General features: G+C 58.0%; 20 protein-coding genes. 8 read left to right on the top strand and 12 right to left on the bottom strand.

Going from position 1 to position 19,140, the window contains the following annotated elements; all coding sequences use genetic code 11:
• Positions 1–17 precede the first annotated feature (17 nt).
• From ACNO7C_RS07580 to ACNO7C_RS07560, 5 genes are all read right to left on the bottom strand, one after another.
• Entirely contained in the window at positions 18–938 is a 921-nt protein-coding gene (locus tag ACNO7C_RS07580; protein WP_460024504.1) for an ABC transporter permease, read from the bottom strand.
• On the bottom strand, positions 935–1,876 hold the full coding sequence (locus ACNO7C_RS07575; RefSeq protein ID WP_460024503.1) for an ABC transporter ATP-binding protein: 942 nt from the start codon (positions 1,874–1,876) through the stop codon (positions 935–937). The genes ACNO7C_RS07580 and ACNO7C_RS07575 overlap by 4 nt, the downstream gene beginning before the upstream one ends.
• Before the next feature lie 5 nt (positions 1,877–1,881).
• The gene (locus tag ACNO7C_RS07570; protein ID WP_460024502.1) at positions 1,882–3,540 is read right to left on the bottom strand and encodes an NEW3 domain-containing protein; all 1,659 of its coding nucleotides are present in this window, start codon (positions 3,538–3,540) and stop codon (positions 1,882–1,884) included.
• 411 nt (positions 3,541–3,951) lie between these two features.
• The gene (locus ACNO7C_RS07565) at positions 3,952–4,620 is read right to left on the bottom strand and encodes a DedA family protein (protein ID WP_460024501.1); all 669 of its coding nucleotides are present in this window, start codon (positions 4,618–4,620) and stop codon (positions 3,952–3,954) included.
• A gap of 34 nt (positions 4,621–4,654) precedes the next feature.
• Positions 4,655–5,464 (bottom strand): HFX_2341 family transcriptional regulator domain-containing protein, encoded by an 810-nt coding sequence (locus tag ACNO7C_RS07560; protein ID WP_460025919.1) that lies wholly within the window; start codon positions 5,462–5,464, stop codon positions 4,655–4,657.
• A 258-nt stretch (positions 5,465–5,722) separates the two neighbouring features.
• Here ACNO7C_RS07560 and ACNO7C_RS07555 point away from each other — a divergent pair, with 258 nt between their 5' ends.
• Positions 5,723–6,724 carry a DNA double-strand break repair nuclease NurA gene (locus tag ACNO7C_RS07555; RefSeq protein ID WP_460024500.1) on the top strand — a complete coding sequence of 334 codons (1,002 nt, stop codon included), beginning with the start codon at positions 5,723–5,725 and terminating at the stop codon, positions 6,722–6,724.
• A gap of 1 nt (position 6,725) precedes the next feature.
• Entirely contained in the window at positions 6,726–8,345 is a 1,620-nt protein-coding gene (locus ACNO7C_RS07550; RefSeq protein WP_460024499.1) for an ATP-binding protein, read from the top strand.
• Positions 8,346–8,463: 118 nt separating this feature from the next.
• Here the strand turns inward: ACNO7C_RS07550 and ACNO7C_RS07545 are convergent, their stop codons facing one another.
• Positions 8,464–8,886, bottom strand: a complete 423-nt coding sequence (locus ACNO7C_RS07545; RefSeq protein ID WP_460024498.1) for a hypothetical protein — start codon at positions 8,884–8,886, stop codon at positions 8,464–8,466.
• Between the two features lie 64 nt (positions 8,887–8,950).
• Here ACNO7C_RS07545 and ACNO7C_RS07540 point away from each other — a divergent pair, with 64 nt between their 5' ends.
• Positions 8,951–10,345 carry an ArsB/NhaD family transporter gene (locus ACNO7C_RS07540; protein WP_460024497.1) on the top strand — a complete coding sequence of 465 codons (1,395 nt, stop codon included), beginning with the start codon at positions 8,951–8,953 and terminating at the stop codon, positions 10,343–10,345.
• A 42-nt stretch (positions 10,346–10,387) separates the two neighbouring features.
• On the top strand, positions 10,388–10,915 hold the full coding sequence (gene yjjX, locus ACNO7C_RS07535) for an inosine/xanthosine triphosphatase (RefSeq protein WP_460024496.1): 528 nt from the start codon (positions 10,388–10,390) through the stop codon (positions 10,913–10,915).
• A 174-nt stretch (positions 10,916–11,089) separates the two neighbouring features.
• Here the strand turns inward: yjjX and ACNO7C_RS07530 are convergent, their stop codons facing one another.
• Entirely contained in the window at positions 11,090–11,326 is a 237-nt protein-coding gene (locus ACNO7C_RS07530; RefSeq protein ID WP_460024495.1) for an AbrB/MazE/SpoVT family DNA-binding domain-containing protein, read from the bottom strand.
• A 279-nt stretch (positions 11,327–11,605) separates the two neighbouring features.
• On the opposite strand from ACNO7C_RS07530, the gene ACNO7C_RS07525 reads away from it, so the two are divergent.
• The 3 genes from ACNO7C_RS07525 (at position 11,606) to ACNO7C_RS07515 (ending at position 12,517) form a co-directional block, all read left to right on the top strand.
• Positions 11,606–11,737 (top strand): hypothetical protein, encoded by a 132-nt coding sequence (locus ACNO7C_RS07525; protein WP_460024494.1) that lies wholly within the window; start codon positions 11,606–11,608, stop codon positions 11,735–11,737.
• A gap of 148 nt (positions 11,738–11,885) precedes the next feature.
• The gene (locus tag ACNO7C_RS07520) at positions 11,886–12,116 is read left to right on the top strand and encodes a type II toxin-antitoxin system CcdA family antitoxin (RefSeq protein ID WP_460024493.1); all 231 of its coding nucleotides are present in this window, start codon (positions 11,886–11,888) and stop codon (positions 12,114–12,116) included.
• A complete protein-coding gene (locus ACNO7C_RS07515; RefSeq protein WP_460024492.1) occupies positions 12,113–12,517 on the top strand; it encodes a type II toxin-antitoxin system VapC family toxin in 405 nt (134 codons plus the stop codon). The genes ACNO7C_RS07520 and ACNO7C_RS07515 overlap by 4 nt, the downstream gene beginning before the upstream one ends.
• Positions 12,518–12,949: 432 nt before the next feature.
• Here ACNO7C_RS07515 and ACNO7C_RS07510 read toward each other — a convergent pair whose 3' ends face one another.
• The 4 genes from ACNO7C_RS07510 to ACNO7C_RS07495 all read right to left on the bottom strand — a co-directional run bounded on the left by ACNO7C_RS07510 (position 12,950) and on the right by ACNO7C_RS07495 (position 17,183).
• The gene (locus tag ACNO7C_RS07510) at positions 12,950–13,219 is read right to left on the bottom strand and encodes a hypothetical protein (protein WP_460024491.1); all 270 of its coding nucleotides are present in this window, start codon (positions 13,217–13,219) and stop codon (positions 12,950–12,952) included.
• Positions 13,220–13,301: 82 nt separating this feature from the next.
• On the bottom strand, positions 13,302–15,353 hold the full coding sequence (locus ACNO7C_RS07505) for a hypothetical protein (RefSeq protein WP_460024490.1): 2,052 nt from the start codon (positions 15,351–15,353) through the stop codon (positions 13,302–13,304).
• Positions 15,283–16,611: a hypothetical protein gene (locus ACNO7C_RS07500; protein WP_460024489.1), complete on the bottom strand. Its 1,329-nt coding sequence runs from the start codon at positions 16,609–16,611 to the stop codon at positions 15,283–15,285. The genes ACNO7C_RS07505 and ACNO7C_RS07500 overlap by 71 nt, the downstream gene beginning before the upstream one ends.
• Positions 16,612–16,772: 161 nt before the next feature.
• Positions 16,773–17,183, bottom strand: a complete 411-nt coding sequence (locus tag ACNO7C_RS07495; RefSeq protein ID WP_318537354.1) for a PRC-barrel domain-containing protein — start codon at positions 17,181–17,183, stop codon at positions 16,773–16,775.
• A 133-nt stretch (positions 17,184–17,316) separates the two neighbouring features.
• Here ACNO7C_RS07495 and ACNO7C_RS07490 point away from each other — a divergent pair, with 133 nt between their 5' ends.
• Positions 17,317–18,513 (top strand): hypothetical protein, encoded by a 1,197-nt coding sequence (locus tag ACNO7C_RS07490; protein ID WP_460024488.1) that lies wholly within the window; start codon positions 17,317–17,319, stop codon positions 18,511–18,513.
• Between the two features lie 136 nt (positions 18,514–18,649).
• On the opposite strand, the gene ACNO7C_RS07485 is transcribed toward ACNO7C_RS07490, so the two are convergent.
• Positions 18,650–19,021, bottom strand: coding sequence for a NifB/NifX family molybdenum-iron cluster-binding protein (locus ACNO7C_RS07485; RefSeq protein WP_460024487.1), 372 nt, complete (start codon positions 19,019–19,021; stop codon positions 18,650–18,652).
• Between the last annotated feature and the right edge of the window lie 119 nt (positions 19,022–19,140).

Below are 19,140 nucleotides of genomic sequence, written 5' to 3'. Positions count from 1 at the left end.
AGTATTGTTTGGGGGCGCTACTTTGCCTCGTGTGTTCTAGTGAACAGGATGTAGGCTAGTACGAGGGGGATTACAAAGAGCGAGATGAGCACGGCGAAGTCTATCCAGTGCTGGGCGAAGAGGGCCCCGACGTCGAGCGGGTTGGACTGCTGCCCCCTTACGGCCTGGAATATCGCGCTGGTGAGCGAGCTGTAGCGGCTGTTCGGCGAGATAAGTTGAACAGTGCTGGAGATCTGGTTGTACTGCCTGAGGTACGCCTGGAACTGCGGGTTCTGCCTGATAGCGGTTGCGTTAGCGCCCTGGGGCACTGCAGGCGGCGGGCCCAGAACTGTGGAAGCCACGAAGGCGGCGATCATGGGGAGTATGAAGGCGAAGAAGAACCACACCCCGACGCTTGCGACCAGCGAGTAGCCTGACCTGTTAGTAAGAACGGAGATCAGCAGCGCGAAAGTGTAGTAAGCGAGGGCGAGGAGGAACGCCGCAACCCCGAGCATCGCGAACCTGAGGTAGTCGTCAGCCGTCAGGTTCGCCCTCTGGAGCACGGCTGTGACGGGGATGCCTATAGCGGTGGATGTGAGCACCGCCACAGCCAGTAGAATGACCCCCGCGAGCACCTTGCCGTTTATCAGCGTGTCCCTGAAAATAGGCCTCGCAAGCACCATCCTGATTGTGCCCTTTTCACGCTCACCCGCTATTGCACCGAAGCCCAGCGCGATGCCCAGTATCGGGGCCATTAAACCCAGGCTCTGCGCGACGGCGTTCCCCACGCCGAAGAAGAACCTCTCTCCAGCAGGGCCCCCGGCGAACCTGATAGCAAACTCTCTCTGGTAAGAGGTGACAATGTACAGCACTAGCACGAGGCCCACGAGCGCCCAGTACCTGAGGCTCGTCAAGTTCTCCTTAATCTCCTTACGAGCTATAACCCAAACCTTGTTCACTCCCAACCACCCCCTTCGAAAAACCTGTAGAGCTCCTCCCACGTCGGCGTGAGAGGAGTTATCGACTCGAGCTTGTAGCCCCCGGCCAGCTGGAGGATCTCCTCTTTCACGTCCCTCGAGGCTGAGACGACGACCCTGTTGTTTGAGAGAGTGACCTCGGTGACTCCCGGGAGGCTTTTAACAGCCCTGAAGAAGTCTTCAGGCCTGTCGGACACCATGACCTCCCACCTGTACCCCTTCTCCTTGCTGTATATCTCCGACAGCTGCTCGATGCTGCCCTGCGCCGTGACCTTGCCAAGCTTTATCAGCGCCGCGTGGGTGCAGAGGTAGCCTATCTCGCGGAGCAGGTGCGTCGATATTATTATCGTCTTACCCTGCTTGAGCAGGTCTCCTATGAGTTCGCGGAACATCTGGACGCCCTGAGGGTCAAGGCCGAGGGTTGGCTCGTCGAGGATCAGGAGCTCGGGGTCCTTGAGCAGTGCCTGAGCTAGGGCGAGCCTCTGCATCATGCCCCTGGAGAAGCCTCCGACCTTCCGGTTGGCGGCCTCCTTTAGGCCCATTAGCTCGAACACGCTCATTATCCGCTCCTTCAGCTGGCTCTCAGGTATGCCGTCCAAGAGGCCCAGGTACTCGAGGTTCTCGTAGGCCGTCATCCTCTCGTAGAAACCGTAGTTTTCGGGCATCAGCCCCACGCGTTTCCTGATCTCAACGGACTCCCTTATCGCGTCGAAGCCGAGCACCCTGGCTGAGCCGCTGTCGGGTAGCTGCAGTCCCACGAGGATCGAGATGAGGGTCGACTTGCCGCTCCCGTTGGGGCCGAAGAGGCCGAACAAAACCCCCAGCGGCACCCTCACGCTAACGCCGTCCAGCGCCTTCACGACGCCGCTCCTATCCCTGTACGTCTTCACCAAATTCTCAGTCTCCACAACCCATTCCACACCGATCACCTCCTACCGAACCTCCTATACGCTAAAATCAGGCCGACCACCAGCACTAGCACGAAGGCACCGATGAGGTAGGCCGGCGTCCCGGAGGGCTTCACGTAGACGTGCAGATCCCTCTGCATCGCGTCGACCTGGTCTGCGGTAGCCGTGAAGGTGACGTAGTAGTCGCCGGTGTTGATCGTGGAGTCGGTCGAGATCGAGAGGGTGAACGTCGCCGTGTCGCCCGGCTTGAGCTGAGCGACGCTCGTGGGGGTGACCGAGACAGTGAAGCCGCTAGGGGCGTTCAGCACCTTTAGAGCTACGTTCGTCACGGTGCTCATGCCCGAGTTCTGGACCTGCACCTGGAAGGAGGTGTCTGCCCCTGGAACGGTCTCGAGGTAGAAGCTCTGGGTCACGAACGCCAGCTTGTACTGACCTAGGACGCCGAGGCTGAGGTTGACACTGTCTGAGGATTGGGCGGTGGATGCCACAAGCGTGAACTGCACGTTTGTCGGCTCGGCGACGACCGGAGCGCCGACGACTAGTGCGAGTTGGATGCTGGAGCCCGCCTTGAGGTAGACCTGGCTCACCGTGTTGCCCTGCGAGTCCTGCATGCTCCAGGAGTAGCCGGACGGCAAGCTCTCCACGGTGAAGTTGACGAGTGCGTCGCTGTCCCCGAGGTTGTAGAGAGTTATCGGGAACTTGCCTGACTTGCCGGCGTAGGTGTCGACGTGCGGGCTCTGCGCCTCGATCCTCAGCTTAGGAGCACCCGCAGACACCGCTATCGTGAGGGGTAGCGCGTACTCGAAGTAGGGGCTCTTACCGGTTAAGCGAACGGTCACCGCGTAGCTCCCCGCCGTTGCGCTCTTCGGGACTTCCGGCGTCAGCGTGAGGGAGGCCGAGGAGCCTTGGGTGAGCGTCAAGGCTTGGAACTCGACGCCCTGGCTGTTGAGCACCTTCCCGCTCCACCCCTGCGGCAGGTCGACGCTAATCTCTGCTGTGAAGTCTGTGGAGAGCTTGTTCACCACTTGGAGCGGTATCGAGACGACGGAGCCGGGGCTTACCTTTATCGAGGACGCCTGGGTGGTGACGAGGCCGAGGTCAACAGGGTAGATCGTGACGGTTAAGGTTCGGGTGATGTTGTAGTAGGGAGTCTGGAAGGTTAGAGTAGCGTTGCACACGGCCCCCGAGGTGTAGTAGGATGTCACAGCCAGGTTCAGCGTTATCGTCTGCGACGGGTCAAGCGTGAGGGACTGCACCTCCGACGACCCGCTCGTAAGCTTGAGGTCCAGCGGGCAGCTGATGGCTTTAAGTATAGCTACGCTGACGGGCTGCGAGCCCTGGTTCGAGACCTGAACCTGGTAGCTGGCCGAGGACAGTACCGGTAGCTTGATGGACTGAAGGGGTATTGAGACGACAACCGCTCTGCTCATGGTGATGGTCCCGAGGTACACGTAGCCCGGGCTCGTCGAGCTCGTCGAAATGGTGAAGGTTTGTGACTTGTCGACGTAGCCGGGCTTCAAGAGCTTGAGAGTGTAGGTTCCAGGCATTAAAGCTATGCTGAAGAAGCCCGAGCTGGAGGTTGTGGTAGTCCCTTCAACTCCGCCGTTGGAGTTGTAGACCGTGACCGCGACTCCGGGTAGCGGATTTCCCTCGCTGTCGTAGACGTAGCCTGACACGCCCGTGCTAACCTCTGGCCGCGGAGCCGGTCCCTGCGGATTGTAGGGGGCTTTGGCTGGGGGCCAGCGGCCCTGTTGTTGCCTGGCCCGTGCCCCTCAAGGAGGTACCCGAGAGCGATCAGGCTCCAGGACGCCGTCTCCAGGACCTGCCCGAGAGAGCCCACGAGGTGCCTGAGGAAGAAGCGCAGGAAGAAGGGGCTCGGCAGTAGGAGCGTGAGTAGCATGAGCACAGCCCGCGCCAGCTCGCTCAGCGCTAGTAGCGTGAAGCCCGCGAGGAAGAAGAGGAAGAGCCTTGACTCCGTGATCCTGTAAGCCTTGTAGACGTAGTAGCACGTCAAGATAAGGGCCGTTATCCCAGCCCCGTCCAGCAGGGCTATCGCTAAAGGGAGGGGGTGGGGCAAGCGGAGCCACCTAACTGGCTTCAGCGCGGCCCGGGTATAAGCGTCTACCGCTCCCTGCTTCGGGCAAGGGGGCGCGCCTCACCCTGAGGAAGTAGTACGCCGCGAGAGCCACCAGGAGACCCGCGCCCAGGGCGTCGAGCAGGGGTGCGTAGCTTTCAACGAGCCACCAGTTTTCCCCGAGGTAGTAGCCCGCCGCGACAAGGAGAAGGTTCCAGGGTATGCTCCCGAGGAACGTCAGGACGGTGAAGTCGCGCATGCTCATCCTCGCCACACCGGCCGGGAAGCTTATGACCGTGCGGACAGCGGGGAGCATCCTGCCGACGAAGACCGCGAGCCTTCCACTCCTCTGGAAGAACCTCTCCGCGGCGAGCAGGTGGTGCTCGCTTACGAGAAGGTACCTGCCGTACCTGAGGAGGAAGCTCCTACCGGCGCTGAGGCCAAGGTAGTAGGCAAGCAGCGAGCCCACAAGGTTGCCGAGGCTCCCCGCCGCCACGGACTCGATGAGGCCGAACCGCCCCCTATAGACGAGGAAGCCCGCGAAAACCATCACGACCTCGCTCGGAATAGGGACCAGTGCGCTCTCGAGAACCATGAGGAGGAAGACACCTGGAAGGCCGAGCTCCGACAGCACTCTCACCGCGAGCTCGCTGACGGCTACGGTGATCGACACGACTCCCACAGAACGTTAGCAGTAATAACAGTTTCGCTTGGGTTTAGGGGGTGTGTAGGCTTAGGGGCTTCTCGGGTAGAGGGGGTGCTGGCGGTGGCTTCGCTACGCCAAGCCTGACCCGGGCTTCAGCTATGGCTGTGCCCAGCTCGGTGAGCTTCACCGTCCTGTTCCGCCCCTCCCGGATCCTCTTCAGCAGCCCCTTCTCCTCCATCGACGCCACGATCCTGCTGTACGTCGCCTTGACGACGGGGTTCCTAGGGTCCTCGCCCATCCACTCTATCAGCTGGGCGATGCTGCCGGCGGAGCCGTTCTTGGTGTATAGCGTTACGAGGATGTCGACCTCCCTCTCGTCCTCGATCAGCTCCAGCGGCCTGGAGGGGACCTCGACCTCGAAGAGAGCGCCGAGCTGGAGGTTGTCCTTCCTCGCGATGAAGTTCGCGAACTCCGGGGTATCGGGGTCGGGTATGAACTCGCCGTGCTGCTGGGGCTGGACCGCGTACACCCTGGCGTTGCCGAACATCATAGCGACGACGGTCACCGCTGAGGCCATGTAGGGGGGCATGTCGGTTATGTCTATGAGGACCTGCTTGCCCTTCTCGACGCTGAGTATGGCGTAGAAGACGCTGGCGACGCTCGAGTAGCTGAGCGGGTTCACCTTCACGGTCACGGGCTTGAAGAATGAGAGCGCCTCTTGGAGGCGCTTGAGGTTGTAGCGGGAGACGGCGCCGTAGCGGTCGGGCTTCGCGTCGTAGACTAGGTAGACCTTCTCGATGGGGTAGCGTAGCCTGATCTGCTCGAACCCCTGGAACACGAGGTTCGGGTGGAAGCCGACGTAGTGCACTGTAACGACCATTACGCTCACTGTAACTGCTCTCTGCTACGGTAACACTAGCGCGCTACCAGTATATATACCTGTTGCAACTGTTGCAGAGAAGATTAACAGTAACATTTTCATGCAACCATCCTCCCTAATGCAAGCCGGGTCAAGGTAACAGAAAATAGTTACCGTTGTACAGTTTAAATACCGTTGCCATCCACGTTTTTTGTAGTATAACGGGGTTACCTTCGAAACTTATTATAAAAAGTAAAAAGCTAGTACGTTTGAGGCAGTATGGCGCTGCTGCAAAGGTCAGGCTACCTGGATCCCGACGTGAAGATCCTCGTGGAGAAGCTCTCCGAAATGTACAGGCGCGGGGCAGGGGGCGTGCAGCTAACCCTCGAGGGCACGCCGGCCAAGCCCTACCCCGTCGCGAAGATCCACGGTGCTAGGATCAGGGGCCCGCCGATCTCCGAGAGCCGGTTTAGAGTAGTAGACGAGCTGCCCCACGACTTCCACGTGGTCTCGGTCGACGCAGCGGCGAGAATACTGTTCGACGCTGGCTCATACAAGATCCTCTCCGCGAAGGTCGTCGCCGGCGTATGGAGGGGGGTTGAGAGGGTGAAGCTGGTGGGGCCCTACAAGAGGATACAGCTCTTCGAGAGCCTCGAGGAGGCCGGTAGCTGGCTGGCGGAGGTGGAGCTCGAGGCCGCGCTCAGGCTCGTCCGCGAGTACCCCTCTGCCTTCATCCTTTTCGACAGGCCCCTCGTCTTCACCCCCGAGTCGAGGTCCTCTAGGGCCTACTCGATGCTCCTCAAGCGCACCTGGAGGGTGATCGGGGTCCCGAAGTCCACGTCGCTCCGCGTGTCAACGGGGGAGAGCCTCCTCGGCTACCTGTTCCGCCTGGCTGAGAAGTACTTCAAGGGCCTCCCCTGGGTCTACTTCCCCGTCCTCGAGAACCCGCGCGTCCAGCCCGGGGGGCTGGCTGTGTCGGTTGCGAGACTCTCGCCGGGCGCGCCGCCGTTCAGGGTCGACGCGCCGTACGCTCTGGCCGAGAGGCTGGACGCCGAGGAAGTGGCGGGCATGCTGGCGTACCTGCAGGACTTCTCCTCGCCTGGCTACCCACTGCCCCTGAAGATAGTGCACGAGCTGTCGCGCATATCGCAGGACGAGCTCGACCTGGACAGGTCCCTGCTCCTCGAGGACCTCTCGCTGAGCGGCGTCTCGACGCGCATGCTCGAGGACGCGGCTGGCTCCGAGTTCAAGAGCCGCTTCATATGGGGTGTGGGAGACTAGGGTGGTTGAGTTGAAGCTGGGTGTTGTCACGTGGGTAGAGGGCACGACTGTTAGGTTCAGGATCGCCGAGGGAGCGAGGGCCGAGAGGGGGATGCTGGTCAAGATCGAGGACGCCGGCAGGACGTTCATCGTGAAGGTGGTTGACTTCAAGCCTGAGAGCCTGCTGAGCGCCGCCGAGGTGGCTGTGATCACGAGCAAGGCCGACAAGGGGGAGCGCGTCCAGCTGAGGGACAGGGACCTCAGGCTCTACGACACCGCTATAGGCACTATAGTGGCCCAGATCGACCCGGACGGGGAGGCTCACGGCCCCACGAGCGTGCCCGCGATCTTCTCAACCGTCGAGTCGCTTGACAGAGGCGTCCTCGAGAAGCTGGGCCTCCACACTGGGGACCTCCCGATAGGCTACGTGAGGTTCGGGCACGAGCCCGTGGACGTCGTCGTGGCGCTCAGCGGAGCCAAGGTGATCCCGCACCACGTCCTCGTGGTTGGAGGGACCGGCGCCGGGAAGAGCAACTTCGGCAGGGTGCTGGCCGCCTCGGTGCTGCACAACAAGGGGAAGTACAGCCTCGTGGTATTCGACTGCGAGAGCGAGTACCTGCTGGGCTCGAAGCCGGGGGAGATGGGGCTCACGCACCTCCCCTTCTCGGAGGAGTACCTTTTCCTCGTCACCGGGAGGGTGAGTAGGCCGGGGAGGCTGAGGCTCGAGCTGCCCGAGCTCGGGGAGGAGAGGAGTATTCCAGCGTACCCCCTGAAGATGGACATCAGCAGGCTGAAGCCCCACGACTTCACGCTCACCGGGGAGTTCTCGGGTCCCCAGGAGGAGCTCCTCTGGCTTGCGTACAAGCAGTTCGGTGAGGACTGGGTGTACTCGCTCCTCACCGCGGACAGCAGGAGCATCTACGCGAGGCTCGGCAGGCTGGCCGGCGTCAACACGATCAACGTGACGAAGAGGAAGATGAAGTACCTCGTCGGCGACGGCGACATATTCTGCCGCGAGTGCGACTACGATCTGGCCTCAGCCGTGCTCTCCATGGTGGCTAAGGGGAGGGTTGTCCTCGTGGAGACGCCGTTCGCGACGGAGGGCGAGGAGAAGCTCCTCGCGACGATCATCGCCGAGAGGATCTTCAGGAGCTACGAGGAGATGAGGAAGAAGGTCCCGGATAGGTGGAGCCAGCTCCCCCCGGTCCTCATCATGGTCGAGGAGGCTCACAGGTACCTGTCAGCCCAAGCCCTCGGCGGGAGGGGGGAGGTGCGGGAGAACATCTTCTCCGTTATCGCGAAGCGCGGCAGGAAGTACAAGGTCGGGGGGCTCTACATAACCCAGATGCCCAGCGAGCTCATAGAAGCTGTCGTCCGGCAGGCGCTCACCAAGGTGATACTATCCCTCCCGACCAGGCCCGACTACCTCATGGTCATAAACCACAGCCCCTACCTCGACGAGGCGGAGAGCGAGATCAAGACGCTCGACAGGGGGGAGGCCGTCGTCGTGAGCCAGCCTAGCGGCTTCCGCTTCGCGGTCTCGGTCAAAATCTTCAGCTACGAGGAGTACTGCACGAGGCTAATAGAGGAGGAGAAAGCGGAGCGGGTACTACAGGAGTCTGTCCCGGCTAAGCAGCAGTAAAACCCAAGTGGTAGATCAACAAATTACCTTCCGTGGCTTTACCCGAAGACAGCAGGACGCGTAGGAAATCCCCCTCTAGGCTCTTCTGATGGGCGTCCGGCGCGAAAAAACCGGGAGCTTATACGAGCTTCTCCTCTATCTTGAACACTGAGATCATTTCCGCGGCGATGTAGAAGAGCAGGCCGGCGACGATGAAGAGGATGCCTGCTGGCGGCGCGCTGATAAGCGTGAATGCCCCAGCTAGGAGGTCGAGCAGCCCGAGCGGCTTGAACTTGGAGGCGGGGTACCACTTGTCCATGGCGATCGACGTCAACCCGGCCCACAGGAGGTTGAGGGAGATGAAGAGCAGGTTCTCGAGTACCTCGCGGAACGTCAAGGCCCCCCTGAGCGCGATGGGTGCTAGGTGCACTGCAAGGAAGATCGCGACAACTATGGAAACGAGGACGGCTATCCGCGTGACAACTTCCCCGGCCTTCAGGAAGTAGCGGGCTGTCTGGACGACCGAGGGAGGTATCCTCTGCGAGGACTCCATGCGAACCACCGGTGCTAACTCAAATAACATAGGAAGGCTTATATTTTTTACTTTGTTTAACTAACTGAATGTGATGTCTGCCAGGGGCGGGTACTTTTCGAGCTTCGCCGCCATCCTAGTGGTAGCGCTGGTCGCAGGCCTCCTATCCTACCTAGCAGGCTTCCCAGAAACGGCCGTGCTGGCGATCAGCGTGTTCTTCGCCGAGATCGCAGCGACCCTGCTTCTCTGGGACAGGAGAGTGCCCGTGGCTTTCCTCGGAGTGGCCCTCCTCCTAGCTCTCGGAGCCCTGAACATCGAATCGTTCCTGAGGTTCGCGAACCTGGACGTGATATTCTTTCTAATCGGCATGATGGCCTTCGTGGGGACGCTAGAAGAGAGGCATTTCTTCGACCGCTTGGTGTCTATAACGCTGAACGCCTCGAAGGGCAACGGTGTCGTCCTTATTTTAGCGGTTCTCGTGCTTTCGGCGCTCCTGGCCGCCCTTGTCGACGAGGTTACTTCTATAGTGGTGATGACTTCCTTCATACTCCCGCTATCAAGGTTCGCCGGTGTGAGCCCTGTCCCGTTGCTCCTTCTAAGCATCTTCGCGACAAACATTGGGAGCAGTGCGACTGTTATCGGCAACCCCGTTGGAGTGCTGGTCGCTTTCCGAGGGGGACTGACTTTCGGCGACTTCCTGCGCTGGGCCACGCCCATCTCCGTTCTCGCGCTGGCGGTGCTCACTGTCCTGGCGTTCCGCTTCCAGAGGAGCTACATCGTCAGCTTCACCATGGGCATAGCGTCTCAGCGACGGGTTGTTCCACAAGATGAGTCTACGGGCTCGAAGAGCTTCAGGCGGGACGCGATCCTGTTCCTGTCGACTATAACGAGTTTAGCGCTGCATCACCAGCTCGAGGAGCTCCTGCACCTCGAGAAAAACACGCTTCTGCTAGGCATCCCGCTCATGGCTGCAGCTGTGAGCATCATGATCGACCTCGACAGGGGTATGAAGGCCTTCCGTGAGAGAGTAGACTGGCCGACACTCATCTTTTTCGCTATGCTTTTCGCCTCTGTGGGAGCACTAGAGTCGTCCGGCTTCATCGAGTACTTCAGCCAAGGATTCTCATCAGTGACTGGAGGCACATTCGAGCTCACGCTCCTCCTGTACTCCACAACGGCTACTCTAATGTCGGCTTTCATGGATAACGTCCTCGCCGTAGCGGTGCTCCTTCCCGTGGTGGAGGCGCTGGCGGTTGCCGGCATCAGCTCTTTCCCGCTGTACTGGGTCAGCCTCTTCTGCGGAACCATCGGCGGGAACCTAACCCCCATTGGGAGCACGGCCAACATTGTGGCCCTAGGCCTGCTCGAGAAGGCGGGCTACCAGAGGCCTAGTCTTAGGGAGTGGCTCAGACACGGGTGGTGGGCAGCAGTTGTGCCGCTAGCCCTAGCGATAAGCCTCATCTACGTTCAGATCCCGCTAATGCCGTAGCTGCTACGTTACGCTTAAATTCTCCCGGGGGCTCTCCTCCCTGTGCTCGTCGCTGTTGGCTCGCTGAACCCCTCGAAGCTTGAAGGAGTGAGAAGGGCGTTCCGTGATGTTTTCGGGCAGGCGGAGGTAGTGGGGGTCAATGTCGAGGGCCTCAAGCCACAGCCGATCGGGCTCAGCGAAATCCTGGACGGCGCTAGGAAGAGGGCCATGGCCGCGCTCGAGCAGGTGCAGGGGAGCAGCTTCGGTGTCGGGATCGAGGCCGGCATCTTAACTCTCCCCGGAGTTGCGGTGGACCTGCAGGCTGCCTTCGTGGCGTCGAGGGACGGGAGAGAGTCTGTCGGGCTGAGCCCCGCTTTCCCGCTGCCCAGGAGGTTCGTGGAGCCTCTTCTCGCCGGCGCATATGGGGAGCTCGAGGAAGTCGCGGACAGGCACTTCGGCACCAAGGGGGTGGGCGAGAGGGGCGGAGTCGTCAAGCTCCTCACCAGGGGTAGGGTGACGCGGGAGGATCTGACGTACCTGGCGACGCTGATGGCGCTCGTCGCCTTCGAGAACAGCGACCTCTACTTCTAGCCGCTGTTTTGTCGCTGCAAAACTGCGAGGCTAGGTTTTCGAGGCTCGCGGCTATGCTAGCCCACGAGAAGGTTTTGCTCGCATAGACCTTATCATGGCGGAGCTCGACGCCATCCTGCGGTGTACGCAACCCCTCTAACCTCAATCCCGGGCGTAGGAAGCAGGAAGGAAGTGTCAAGGGGAATTTTCACACTTTTTCTGCCACTCCAAGCTTATCCTCTCAACATCCTCAGGTGTTATGCTGGCGAACTTCTCTCCTTGCACCGCGAGTTCTATGGGATCTTTCACGACCCTAACTACGATACTATTCCCTTCAACGGCTATCAACACCTTATTCCCCTCCTTTATTCCGAGCGCCTTTACCACGCTTTTAGGCAGGTAAAGGGCAAACTTTCTCCCTACCTTGCCCACAGCAGTCGGGCTTACCACCATCAACCGTGCGATTTTTTAATAACCTGCGGTATTAATTTATTGCCTGGTTTACTCGTTGAAAATGTTGAAAATCAGAGATATTCAACGTAGCCGGGGTTACCGCAATACCTCCTGGGCACGAGAAAAGTTTTCGCGCGGTCGAGGTTTGAGCTCTCCCTTTGGCTCGCGACGGTCCAAGACACCGCGGTTACACAACCTACACTACCCAGCCAGCCTGCACTGCCCAGCCAGCCGCAGCAACAGGGCTATCTCGTTGTAGTGGAGACGGACAAAAACCTCTACTCCGTCGGCGAGACCCTGACGATTAACGTCTACGTAGCGTCCTGGGTGGAGGACCTCTCCCTTGAGAGCAGGTGGAGGGTTGGCATATCAGCGGGGACGGGCAACTAGTTTGGAGCAGGAGGTGATCCGCTCAGAGGAATCAGCCGGCTTCCGGGATAAGTTGCAAGAGCGATTTTGAACTCTTTCACTTCATCGAAAGTGCTCCGCGCGAAAACCTTTATTGGTGGACACTGAATTCCTACAAGTAGGGTCCACCTTGGGTAGATATGTTACCGTATCCACTAAGGTCAGGCGGGAGCTTCTAGAGGAGGCCAGGCAGCTGGGCATCAACATCTCCGAGCTCCTGAGGAGGGCCCTAGAGGAAGAGGTGCGCAGGCGCAGGCTGATGAGCCTAGAGAAGAGCCTGAAAGAGATGCATAGCGTGCTAGACAAGATAGATGTGGGTGAAATCGTGGATCTGATTCGCGAGGACAGGGAGACTAGGTGAGGAAGTCCATCTACTTGTTCGACGCATCGAGCATCGTTAGAGCTCTTAAGGAAGCTAAGCTCGTCCCTCTGGGCGGTCAGGCGCTGCAGTGGCTCACGGTGTACGAGGTAATCAACGTCCTCTGGAAGGAGTCGCACCTGCTGCGGAGGCTCGAAGCCTCAGAGGCTGATTTCCTCCTCCATATTTTCACGAGGCTAGTCAAGGAGATGGTAGTGCTCGAACCCACAGGCCTCGAGCAAGACATACTCCGAATGGCGTTTTCCAAGGGGATAACGGCTTACGACGCCTCCTACGTAGCTTTGGCCGCTAGGTACGGTCTGACGCTCGTGACCGAAGACCGAAAGCTATCCCGCGCGGCTAGTGGCGTGGTTAGCGTAGCGAGCCTGGACAACCTCGCTTAACGCCCTCGCCAATTCCCCTACATTCTCTCAGCATCACTGGCCGCAATTCCTACCAGCAACCCTACGGGGGATTGGAGGTCTCTCCTCGAGGGGAATACCCTCTCAGGGGCAAGAGCTCTGTGCTCCTCTTGGAAGTGAACTTGTGGAAGTTCCGCGGTGTGATGGGTGGCCGTTGAGGCAACTAACCTGGCCTACGAAGTGAGGGAAAGGGCTGGGCGCGCTGCACACTTGGTTGCAGGAGCTGAGAGGAGATAAAAGGATGACATGTTTAGGGTTGATCCGCAAGCACAGGTTTTTTGGCAAAAATGCGCAACTAGATCTCCGAAATTCGCGACTATGCTGCATCGGGGCTTTGCGTTTAGGCTTCGTCGCCTTTGAATGGGTGGAAGGGTGTTCACAGCTACGGGGAAGCCTTAAGGGCAGCTAGCCTTCTCAGGCGTCCAGGTATATCCTCGCCCTGTAGACACCGTCCGTCACCGTAACGTGCCTTTTACCCCTGTAGACCCTCAGCCCCCTCTTCACGGCCTCTTCGACAACCCTGTCCACGTCCCTGCACGCGAGCTGCAGGTAAGGTGGGTGGAAGTCTATCTTCAGGAGGTGCCCGGCTTCAACAGCCTTTCTTGTGTGCCTGATGGGCTCGCACATCTCCAGGAGGAAACCCATGTACTCGGGCACGCTTATGCCCGGGACAAGGCGAGCCATCTTTTCCGTTCTCGTGCCCCGCCTCATACCAGCCCGTGCCTTCTCAAAATCTTCTCGAACTGTCTTTAGAGAACTGCCCCATCTAGCAGAGCCTGCGACCCACCTCTAAACCCTTCACCTTTGTTCCAGGCTTTTGCCACGCCCTCAGCCTACTTAGTGTAATGAGGAGTACCAGCGCGGCTAGAAGCATAGCGGTTAGGAGCGGCAGGTTCGCCTCCACCCTGTATGCCGACGTAGCGGAGATAGGCCCGTTTACGGTGAAGCTCCGGCCGAGGCTTTTGCCGTTAGCATCGATGTAGCCCTCAAACATCCTAACGAAGAGGCCTCCCAGCTCGGGCACGTCCTGCCCAGGTGGGATCGTGTAGCCTTCCCTGTAGTAGCTGCAGGCGCTGTCTATGCAGACAAGGTACTCTGGGGGCCCGAACCTCGCCTCAACAACCACAGGCCCAGAGACGCTGAACGAGAAGCTCGGAGCCTCAGGCGCGCTCACATCTCCCCTCCTAACCCCCCACCCCTCAAACCTGTACCTAACCTTCTCATCCGAGGCGTAGTAGTAGCCCTCCCTCAGCCCCTCCAAACCTACTCTTACCGTATCGCCTTTACGGTACCAGCCCGAGCCGAACGCCGGGGTCAGGCTGCTTACAACCTGTACTTCATACTCGGTGTCCCAATAAGCCACCAAGTGAATCCCCTCAGTGGCCGTGAATGAGACGATGGGTTGCCTGCTGAACAAGGAGTTGTTCAAGAGCCACCCTGAAAACACACGTCGAGTCCCGTTACCATGATCAACTACAGTAGCATTCACACCAACAGTGACGAGCTCACCCTTAGTAACCCACCCGCCACCTTTAACTGAGGAGTAGTTGCTGTCGACCCTAACTAAAACCTGGACAACATACAGTGCCGTAAGGTTCAAGTCTCCCGTCAAGACCAGCGATCTTGGATTCTCTGTTGAGCCGTCACTCCAGCGATTGAAGATGTATAGCACTCCGCCGTCGTAAAACTGGGCTGGTACTTGAACACTGTGATTCCCCCCTAGTAGCCTGAATGTAGCCGAGGAAACAGATCTGTTATCGGAATCGACCTTTACCCACAAAGCTGGGCTAGGCGTAGGCAGGTTGACCCTCAGGGTGAATCCGACTTTCACTGGAGCCGGGTTCACGAGCTGATTAACCTCGCTCCATATAGCTACGTAGAATTCGTCGTCCACCGGGAAACCCCACTGCTTAAATTCCCGTCTTAAATCGGCTCCGGTAGCAGCGCTCATCGCTGCGACGAATAAGGTTGCCTGCTTTGCGTCAGAATCAAGCGTGAATGTAAAGGGAGCGTCTCTTGGAAGCAGGAGAGAAAAGAACCTGCGCAGGCTGTCATAGCCGTACCGTGTGCAGATAATGTCTATGATCTCATCTAGGATATCTGGGGTTATATCATCGTATCGCGCACCCCTTCTTAAATACTCGTTAAGGCTCGGCGTCTGGCCAAAATGCCACACCGAGTTTTTAATGTTTTCTAAGATGTCATCAGGGATGTTAAAGAGGGATTGCTTTGCCTCTAGCGTTTTCGCTACGTACATGCCTAGAGCTGTCGCCAAAGCCTCAGAGTAGACCCATCCTTTACTCCCCGAGAAGAACTGCGCAACCTTGCTTCCTCCTCCCAGCAAGAAATCATGTCCCATTTCATGGAAGTAAACACCCCACTGCGGAGACCCAGAGCCGAACGCCACGATCATGCAACTATTGTGAATTGGCTTGTCAACATCTGTCCCTAACCTGATAGGATTCCCTGAGAGACCGCACGGCACGGTGCCATCAGCACCATGCCCTGGGTCGTTAACTAGAAACAATCTGCCACCCCCATACGGTACCGTACCTGTTGCCTCGCGTTCAAGCTCATAAGCTATATCCGTTATACGAACGACCTCGTAGCGCTTGAATATCAATCCATAGTCAAATCCCTGAACGGGCTCTCGCGGTATGTAGAACGTTACGTGTTTCCCGTCAAGACGCTCTAGAGTCAGCCCTAGACTTTTGTCTGTGACACGCACTATCGCGCTATTGGCAGCTTCAAAACCGTCTACCTTCACCGTGATGTAGGGTGTTTCCCAGAAGTTGCGTGGTGGTCTGAGTGCTGTCACCAATCCACTGCTGGAGACCGTGGCGACTTCTTAGGTTGCTACTGAAGAACTCGATTTTGCTTGGAGAAACAGCGTTTCCGTAAGCATCGTGGACTTCCACAGTAAGCAATCCTGTTGGGTTGTCCCGAACCGAGAGTAGCAGTATTGGAGGTAACAGTGTAACACTGCCAACGTTAACCTCAACACGGTTGCTACTGAGAACCTCATCAACCCTAGCAGTTATCCAACAGGCGCCGAACTTGCCGGGTAACGCTTCGACTAAACCGGATTCTGCCACAGATACCACAGAGGGGCAGTCAGCAAAGAACTCCGCTGTCGATAAGGCAAGCCTTCTCCCAGCCATGTCCTTGACAATGACGGATAACTTCCCGCTTGTAACCCCATCTGCAAGGTTCAGGTAGTACGGGGTGAGCAAAACCTCTGAAACCATGCTGGAGTTCGGGAGCTCGGACAAAATTCGAACAGAAGCATAGGAGTCTGCTCCGTCATTCGCGTGTTTGTCAAAGGCACTGATCTCCCAGTTAAAGCGAGTAGCGCCCCCGATCTGACTTATGTCTACGATTATTGAAATAGTGTTGTTTTTAATAAAGACCGGGCAGGAGCCACCTCCAGTACGTTGGCCTATGGGATCAACCCAGCCCTGCCAATGCGAGTCGTAGAAGGCCACTCTCACATTGTACTCGCTTCCCACGAAGACGTGTTTCTGCCCGGTATCTGGATTTAAGTCAGTGTCGATCATCCATAGATACACTATAGTGTTGTTCCCGGGGTTTAAAGGGACGGCAGACCTTACCGTCATCTCGAACTGTAGCTTGGTTAGGCTAGTCTGGCGCACTTCAGCATGAACCACGTCGATGTAGCCATAGGAGCTTTTCACATCGCCTATGCGGTCTGATAGCGAAGATATTACGGGGTTGAATGGTGATTGGGCTGGATAGCTATTTACATTCGGAGGAAAAATTCCAAGCAGTGCAATGACCAGCAGAGTAGCTAATATACACATTTGAAACGCTGAGAAAGCTGACTTCGAGGTGGCACTTCGAGAAGTGTGCCTCTTAGGACAAGAGTAATCTTTGTGATAGGAATTTTGCGACGCGGAAGATATGGTACAAGCGTAGGCTGAGGTGGCAACTTTTCCTACGCTAGACTTACTTCTCTTCCCATGCAACCTTCTGAGGTGTTCCAGCACAGTTGACACAAGCGTTGAAGTTATAGCAAGGATTAGCAGAGAGATTTGGGAAATTACATTTCTTCCCATAAACATTAAACTGCTCACCAATAAAATATATTTTTTATTAAAAAACTTTGGATACTGTTGTTCGCACATGCTCTGAGAAGCCTAATCGACACATGCAAAAGCAGTCACATCCTTGTATAGCGCCAAGAAAAAAAGACTTTTTTACTAAGCGAGTTTGCCTGCTAGTCGATGTAGCGCTGGCAGTTGTAGCAGTACCACCGCTTGTACTGCTCAATCCAGGTGGCGGGCTTCCCGCAGTAGGGGCAGATCTTCCGCTCCTTCGGGCCGCCGAAAATGGAGGTGACCTTTGAGGTCAATCCGCCGCCTGCGGGTTGCTGGGCGGGCGGCGCTGCCGTGAGCGCCGGTGTAACGGGGACCTCTGGGAGTTCTACGGGCTCCTTGACGAGGACTATGTCTCGGATCGCGCTTATCTTGTCCCAGGGGACCTCTAGCGTGGCCCCTCCGGGGGTTCTGACGAAGACGGTGATGGACGTTTCTCCGAGCTTGAATCCGATGTCGTATACGTCCCCGAGGTACTTCGCCTCGATGTCGTAGACCTTCTTGCCTATTACCTCGGACCTTGCTACGCTCAAAGCTTTCCTCCTCTTACACTACTCTTGCCAGGCAATGTCTTATATGCTTAGCGGTACATAAAGAACCCTACACCCATTTTCCGGGGAACCTCTAAAAGATATGAATAAAGGGCCTGGGCCCTTGTAAGAGTGAATGCCTCAACCCCTCTTAGCCCAGCACTACGGCAACGCGCAGGTCGTCCGGGAGATCGTGGAGTTCCTCAGGGGGAGGTGGGTTGCGGTTCACTGCGAGAGGAGGATGCGCGACGGCCGGCCGCTCCTCGTGAGGTACCTGGCTGAAAAACCCCTAGCCGTGAACTCCGAGGCGGGCTTCGCGTCGCTATTGAAGAGGCTGAGGCACCTGGGGCCGAGGGCGTTCTACGGTACCGCCAGCCTGTACAAGAGGCTTGAAACGCGGGAGGACGCGTTGAACTACTCGGGGAACGTGGTCCTGAGGACGCTGACCTGGGACATCGACTCCACTCCCGAGCACTGGCGCGCCACGCTGGAGGTGGCGAGGCTCATAGTGGGCGAGCTCGAGCGGGAGGGCGTTTCGAGGAGCGTTTGGCTGAAGTGGAGCGGGCGGGGGATGCACGTGCACGTGCACGAGAAAGCCCTGCCTGAAGACCTCCTGGCGAAGAGGGGTGCGCTGGACGTGACATGGTCCGCTGTGCAGATGATAGTAGAGAGGGTTAAGGGCAGGGTGCAGGAGGTAAACCTCGAGTACGGATCGAGGATAAAAGTCGAGAACCTGATGGACCCCCAGAGGGTATTCACCGCGCCCCTGAGCCTGCACAGGGAGCTCGACGCGGTGTGCGTCGCGCTCAAGCCCGACGATCTCGACGAGTTCGACCCCTCGTGGGCGAAACTAGGCAGCTTCAGGCACAACCCGGACTGGAGGGTCTACGAGGAGGGCGAGGCTATAGAGCTTGCGGAGAAAGCCCTGCGGGAGATCGGTGGCTACCTCAGAAAAGGCGAGGCCAGCAGGGTGAGCGTCGCCCCCGCCCCCCGCGCTGCGGCCCCGGTTGCGCGACTTGAGGGGGAAGTCAGCCTGAGCAGCCTGAGGATCAGGGAGAACCCCGGGCCGCTTTACAGGCGGAAGCTCCTCTACGACCCTAGGCGAGCGGTGGAGTACCTGGAGGACATCCTCAGCCACTACATCCTAGGCAACATAGAAAAGAGAGAGGCTGAGTCCCTCATCAGCAGCACAATGAACGTTACTCTCTTGACGCAGGGCTACACGGCCGAGGACACGGAGAGGCTAAGGAGGCTTTACGCGGCGGCATTGGAAGCTCTAAGGTCGGCGAGCGAGCCTGATGACTTGAGAAGACTCCTCGAGCGTCTAAAATAGCTTTAAAAAGTTAAGACCCGGCACTCTACGAGCAAGTGTGGGCGAGGGCATAGGTAACTTTCACAGCATCTATTTTGAGACAACAGGAATCCGCTAAAGATTTCACACAGGAGTAGGATTAACCATTTTGCTTATACTAGTGTTCGTGCTCCTCGACAGGAGCTTGAAGCTCTTCCAGCTCGTTTCTCACCAGCTTGAGAACGGCCTCGTCGGCGAGCCTGTCGGTCGACCTGTAAATCCTTGCACCAAGAGACTTAAGCCTGTAGAACGCCCCCTCTCCGATAGATCTCACGATGACAGCTTCAGGCTTAAAGCTAGAGACAAGGTTTAGGATCATGCGACCGTGTCCAGAGTGCTCCTCTGGGTTCCTGTAGGGGTTGTCTACGTATTGCACATTGGCTATCTCACTGCCCTGAACCTCGTAAACCGCGAAGCCGGGGGCTCTGCCGAAGTGCGGTGAGAGGAACAGCTTGCCGTTCACCTTCACAACGGGTACTAGCACTCGCACACCGCTAATCTCCGGGAGTTGCTTAAAAGCATTGCGTGACGCAACCGAAGTTACAACCGCGGCTTGCGGCTTCAGGTAGAATTAGAACACGGAGCTATTAAATTAGAGAGAACATCCCA

The sequence above is a fragment of the Infirmifilum tikiterense genome (assembly GCF_054696565.1).
Note: the sequence above shows the minus strand (reverse complement) of the source record. Positions and strands in the feature narration are given on the sequence as shown.